General features: G+C 47.9%; 2 protein-coding genes and 1 CRISPR repeat array. Both genes read left to right on the top strand.

Translation table 11 applies throughout. The features are described from left to right. Positions 1-49: 49 nt before the first annotated feature. Positions 50-1,072, top strand: coding sequence for a type I-F CRISPR-associated protein Csy3 (gene csy3, locus DWX75_RS11705; RefSeq protein ID WP_118016491.1), 1,023 nt, complete (start codon positions 50-52; stop codon positions 1,070-1,072). Beyond that, positions 1,069-1,659, top strand: a complete 591-nt coding sequence (gene cas6f / locus DWX75_RS11700; RefSeq protein ID WP_118016490.1) for a type I-F CRISPR-associated endoribonuclease Cas6/Csy4 — start codon at positions 1,069-1,071, stop codon at positions 1,657-1,659. The genes csy3 and cas6f overlap by 4 nt, the downstream gene beginning before the upstream one ends. A 129-nt stretch (positions 1,660-1,788) precedes the next feature. Beyond that, a CRISPR array of direct repeats spans positions 1,789-6,323; the repeat unit is 28 nt; unit sequence GTTAACTGCCGCATAGGCAGCTTAGAAA. Positions 6,324-6,376: the final 53 nt, after the last annotated feature.

The raw sequence follows: 6,376 nt of genomic DNA, 5'->3' as shown, positions 1-6,376 counted from the left end.
AAACGGAGCATTCAAGAGATTAATGAAGATTATATAGGGAGGATTAATTATGGCAAAGTCAAGTGCGAAGGGCTTAGCAACAGTATTATCTTTTGAGAAAAAAATCGTTCTCTCAGATGGTTTGATGTATGGGACGACCTGGGATGATCGTCAGGGTAAAGCGACCTCCCTTCCTCTGCGCGAGAAATCCGTCCGGGGTACGATTTCCAACCGCTTGAAGGCAGCTGTGGCCAATGACCCTGCAAAGCTCAATGCAGAAGTAGAGAAACCTAATCTGCAGACTGTTGATGCGGCATCGTTGTCAATGAATCAGGATACGCTGAAGGTCACGTTTACGATGAAAATCCTGCCGGGAGCAGCTATTCCCGCAGCTTGTAATGTTGCGAAACATAAAGCAAAAATCCTGGAGATGGGACATCGCTATGCGGAGCAGTATGGTTTTTGTGAGTTAGCTAAACGGTATGCGCTGAATCTTGCGAATGCGCGTTTCCTCTGGCGGAATCGCGTCGGTGCAGAAGACCTGGAAGTACAGGTAAAAGCTGCCGATAAGCAGTGGCTGTTCCATTCGTACGATTATTCTCTGCAGGACTTTGACAACAGTGATGCAACGGTCGAAACATTAGCTGAACAGATTGAATCGGCATTGGCTGGCAAGATTCCGTACCTGCTGTTGGAAATTACGGCTTTTGCCAAGATTGGCAAGGGACAGGAAGTTTATCCAAGTGAAGAACTTATCCTTGACAAAGGGAAAGGCAAGAAGAGCAAAGTCTTGTATGAAGTGAACAGCACGGCGGCAATGCATTCTCAGAAACTCGGCAATGCGATTCGCACGATTGATACCTGGTATAACGCATATGAAACGGAGGATGGTGTGGGCCCGATTTCTGTAGAACCATATGGTACTGTGACGAATCTTGGCAAAGCGTTCCGCAATCCCAAAGATAAATGCGATTTTTATACGCTATTTGATAAATATTCACTAGGTGCTGATTTTGATAGCCCGGAAGCTGCACATTACGTAATGGCTATGCTGATTCGTGGCGGAGTATTTGGTGCAAGCGGAAAGGAATGATTGGCATGTGGTTCTTCCAAGATGTTATATTGCAGCCGACAGAAGACATATCCGCTTCTTTCCTTTGGTCTAAAGTCTACCGTCAGATTCATTTGGCATTAGTCAACAGCAAGGATGAACAGGGGATTATCCGATGTGGAGTAGCTTTTCCCAAGTATTCCGATGAGCATCCGACACTCGGCCATCAACTTCGTTTGCTTGCTCCAGAAGAATCCGATTTGCAGCATTTGAATCTGACTGAGGCATTGAAGCGCTTTACACCAGATTATGTGAAAATCAAGACCATCCGTCCAGTCCCCGTCAGGGCCTGCAAAGGCTTCGTGACGTACAGCCGCTATCAGCCAGAGGCCACAGCGATGCGAAAAGCTAGACGCTATGCAAAACGGCATGATATGTCGATAGAAGAAGCCCAAAAGCTTTTCCCGGCACTTACTCATAAGGTTCAATATCCGTATATCCAATTGGAGAGTATGACCAACCATCATCGTTTTAGCCTGTTCATCCAAAAAAAAGAAGCAGTTGAGCAGCCCTTCAAGGGATTTTCTGCATATGGGTTCAGTACTGAAACATCGGTCCCTGACTTTTGACCCAAAATTTTTCCGTTGCTGGCAGGCCTTGTGAAGCAAGGGCTTTGACAAGAACCTAAAACTTTGGTTAAATAAGGGTAAATAACTGCGAGCTTAGGCAGAATAAGGATATTCACGCAGGAGATTACTGTTAACTGCCGCATAGGCAGCTTAGAAATATATGCTTTATAAATCCAATACCCGCGCCGTGTTAACTGCCGCATAGGCAGCTTAGAAAAGTTGGCTTTCCCGCGCAGGACGTCGCCGCCTGTTAACTGCCGCATAGGCAGCTTAGAAATTGAGCAGACGACCGAGGAGCGCATCGAAGAGGTTAACTGCCGCATAGGCAGCTTAGAAACACATGCTGCCGTTCATCCTCGCCCATGAGATGTTAACTGCCGCATAGGCAGCTTAGAAATCTGTAAATAGCTTGTCCATATTCCGCAATGTGTTAACTGCCGCATAGGCAGCTTAGAAAATCCAGCTGACGGAAAACTATGGCCGCCTGTCGTTAACTGCCGCATAGGCAGCTTAGAAAATGAGCATCACGACCTTTTCACCATTTGACCTGTTAACTGCCGCATAGGCAGCTTAGAAAAATACATGGACTGGCAGTCCTGGCCGAAGGGAGTTAACTGCCGCATAGGCAGCTTAGAAAATACTCATACTGTGTTGCTCTCTGTACTCTCGGTTAACTGCCGCATAGGCAGCTTAGAAAAGATTCCAAAGGTATCCGCATTTCTCTTCTGCGTTAACTGCCGCATAGGCAGCTTAGAAATAATAGTTTGACTATTCCGTTTAGGTATATTGGTTAACTGCCGCATAGGCAGCTTAGAAATTCTGCAACTGCTTTGCCTGTGCTGTCAGTTCGTTAACTGCCGCATAGGCAGCTTAGAAAAGCGATCAATGTAACGCCGACAGGGACAGATCGTTAACTGCCGCATAGGCAGCTTAGAAATTCTTTAAGTGGGTTTAATATCCGTTATCGTAGTTAACTGCCGCATAGGCAGCTTAGAAAGCCACTATTCACTGACATGTTTCCCCATTGTAGTTAACTGCCGCATAGGCAGCTTAGAAATGCCGTGACTGCGCCCGAGATCAGCGAGGTCAGTTAACTGCCGCATAGGCAGCTTAGAAATTCATCGCATATTTCGCGATCATGACGGCCAGGTTAACTGCCGCATAGGCAGCTTAGAAAAGCAAGGCCGGTAGCGACGACCGTGATACCTTGTTAACTGCCGCATAGGCAGCTTAGAAAGATACCTGCACTCACGCGGTATCCCTTGCAATGTTAACTGCCGCATAGGCAGCTTAGAAAATACGCCACATGAGTGCCGTCATACGCTTGCAGTTAACTGCCGCATAGGCAGCTTAGAAAGTTCTCGCGGATTCGGAATTTCCCGCCTTTGTGTTAACTGCCGCATAGGCAGCTTAGAAAGGCTGCTGAAAGAAGGGCTTGAGTCTGTATCTGGTTAACTGCCGCATAGGCAGCTTAGAAAGAATTTGCCGCCCTCGCGCGGCGGCACCATTTGTTAACTGCCGCATAGGCAGCTTAGAAATCGAGGTTACACTCGAGTTTCCGGCCGGCTTAGTTAACTGCCGCATAGGCAGCTTAGAAAGGCGACTCGTATAAAGTCAAGCTGCAGGACAGGTTAACTGCCGCATAGGCAGCTTAGAAACATGGATTTGAGCGTATGGTCATTGAGCGGGATGTTAACTGCCGCATAGGCAGCTTAGAAAGGACCATAGCCGCCGCAATAGAGCAGATTGAGGTTAACTGCCGCATAGGCAGCTTAGAAATCTGTGAGCTGCTCGAGCGTCTCCTTGAGGCGGTTAACTGCCGCATAGGCAGCTTAGAAATGCAGTCAAATTCGCTGAATGGCGAGGATGAGGTTAACTGCCGCATAGGCAGCTTAGAAATTGTAGACGGTGCCGTCCGCCTCACGATATTGGGTTAACTGCCGCATAGGCAGCTTAGAAAGCGGGTGCGGGGCTCACCCATAGCCTCGGACAGTTAACTGCCGCATAGGCAGCTTAGAAAGGCTGCTTGGCTGAGATGTACATTGCATCCCCGTTAACTGCCGCATAGGCAGCTTAGAAAGCCCGCCTCGACGAGCTGCATGATTTTCTTAAGTTAACTGCCGCATAGGCAGCTTAGAAAAATGTCTGGACGACGCGCATTGCGGCCAGTGCGTTAACTGCCGCATAGGCAGCTTAGAAATATGAGCATGGTTACCGTTTCGGTGATTATGAGTTAACTGCCGCATAGGCAGCTTAGAAAAGAAAACCGAAGAATAAGCAAAGAAGAAAGCCGTTAACTGCCGCATAGGCAGCTTAGAAATCTTTGCCAATGACTGGGAGGTGGTGCCGTGAGTTAACTGCCGCATAGGCAGCTTAGAAATCTTTGCCAATGACTGGGAGGTGGTGCCGTGAGTTAACTGCCGCATAGGCAGCTTAGAAATCTTTGCCAATGACTGGGAGGTGGTGCCGTGAGTTAACTGCCGCATAGGCAGCTTAGAAATCGGGCGTACAGCAATCGAATGAAGAAAGGATGTTAACTGCCGCATAGGCAGCTTAGAAAAATTGACCCGGTAGTAAACGTGGTTGTCAATCGTTAACTGCCGCATAGGCAGCTTAGAAAATACTGTTATACCTTCTTCGCCGTCACTGTTAGTTAACTGCCGCATAGGCAGCTTAGAAAGAGAGCCGCGCGCCGATACCGAGCATGATCTTGTTAACTGCCGCATAGGCAGCTTAGAAAGTCTGGATTTCCTGCATCTTTTTTGCATTTTCGTTAACTGCCGCATAGGCAGCTTAGAAAAGAAAGCGTGAGGAGCATGGTATTAGGGGATGGTTAACTGCCGCATAGGCAGCTTAGAAAAAAAGTGCCTTTTACATTAGGCAATTCCCCGAGTTAACTGCCGCATAGGCAGCTTAGAAAGCAAAAGCGTCATAGAGTACGTGCCATTGCAGGTTAACTGCCGCATAGGCAGCTTAGAAAGAAATCTCTACTTCTTCGATTCGGCCTACATTGTTAACTGCCGCATAGGCAGCTTAGAAAAAATGCCGAGTTCCGGCGTCTCACCGCGCAAGGTTAACTGCCGCATAGGCAGCTTAGAAATGCTTATTCTATTTTCAGAGAAAGGAAAAAGAGTTAACTGCCGCATAGGCAGCTTAGAAAAATGGCCGACAGAAGGGTGTTGAACGCCCCGCGTTAACTGCCGCATAGGCAGCTTAGAAACGTCCCCGTTGATGTTGATCCACGTCGGATGGAGTTAACTGCCGCATAGGCAGCTTAGAAAAATGCGGACGGCTGCGCGACCGTTAATGAATAGTTAACTGCCGCATAGGCAGCTTAGAAAACCCTGCACGGCTTTCTGCAAAGCAGATACTTGTTAACTGCCGCATAGGCAGCTTAGAAATTTCGCTCGATGTCTTTATCGTCGCTGTACGAGTTAACTGCCGCATAGGCAGCTTAGAAATTTGCTGGCATGTACTGTTCTTCGGTTTTCTCGGTTAACTGCCGCATAGGCAGCTTAGAAATGCTTGCAAAGCGCAAAGCCGCCCGCGACAAAGTTAACTGCCGCATAGGCAGCTTAGAAAGTCGTATGGCTGCCGCTCTTGCCGCAACTCTGGTTAACTGCCGCATAGGCAGCTTAGAAATTGTCGCATTGCTGCATAGTCATACCATACTTGTTAACTGCCGCATAGGCAGCTTAGAAAATAGAGCACAGTCTACTTTCCCTGCTTTCAGAGTTAACTGCCGCATAGGCAGCTTAGAAATGTGGCTTTTCCGATTGCATTTACCAGTAAAAAGTTAACTGCCGCATAGGCAGCTTAGAAAACGAGCGCAGCGACAACGCGGATGGCACGTGGGTTAACTGCCGCATAGGCAGCTTAGAAATTGAAGTGGGGCAGGCTTTTCTTGCTCAACTCGTTAACTGCCGCATAGGCAGCTTAGAAAAATTTAAGTTTAACGAACCGTTGTCGCCGCTAGTTAACTGCCGCATAGGCAGCTTAGAAATCCCTTTTGATCCCGAATGTAAAATCGGGAAAGTTAACTGCCGCATAGGCAGCTTAGAAAAACTGAACCGAAACACGCTTAACAATCGTCTTGTTAACTGCCGCATAGGCAGCTTAGAAAAGCAGACTGCTTGCCGAACGAGTCCGACCGCATGTTAACTGCCGCATAGGCAGCTTAGAAAGTCGCCTGACTCTCAGCTTGGATGACTGCGGCGTTAACTGCCGCATAGGCAGCTTAGAAAATCGATACCAAGATCTCGGTCGAGCGGGATCTGTTAACTGCCGCATAGGCAGCTTAGAAAAGACGGGTGATTGTGAAACACAAAGCACCCATGTTAACTGCCGCATAGGCAGCTTAGAAAGGCTTGAAAGATGCGTCGAAGGAAGTCGAGGAGTTAACTGCCGCATAGGCAGCTTAGAAATTTTTGTCTCTATAATGGTAGGAAACTTGCAGGTTAACTGCCGCATAGGCAGCTTAGAAAGTTTTACCGGCACGATCACAGGCGATCACATCGTTAACTGCCGCATAGGCAGCTTAGAAAGCTCCGGTCGGATCTGTGATACGCGCCTCGAAGTTAACTGCCGCATAGGCAGCTTAGAAACGACCGGCTGGGATCTTGTCGGGGCTGCACAGGTTAACTGCCGCATAGGCAGCTTAGAAATTATATATCAATAACTCAAACTTCGCACACCTGAATCCCTCATAAGATAAGGC

Origin of the sequence: Mitsuokella sp. AF21-1AC (assembly GCF_003458855.1) — a bacterium.
Lineage (GTDB): Bacteria > Bacillota > Negativicutes > Selenomonadales > Selenomonadaceae > Mitsuokella.
This window is presented reverse-complemented; position numbering and strand designations above follow the sequence as displayed.

Coding starts and splice junctions, on each gene's coding strand:
- cas6f (WP_118016490.1), top strand. CDS start 1,069: ATGATTGGCATGTGGTTCTTCCAAGATGTTATATTGCAGCCGACAGAA.
- csy3 (WP_118016491.1), top strand. CDS start 50: ATGGCAAAGTCAAGTGCGAAGGGCTTAGCAACAGTATTATCTTTTGAG.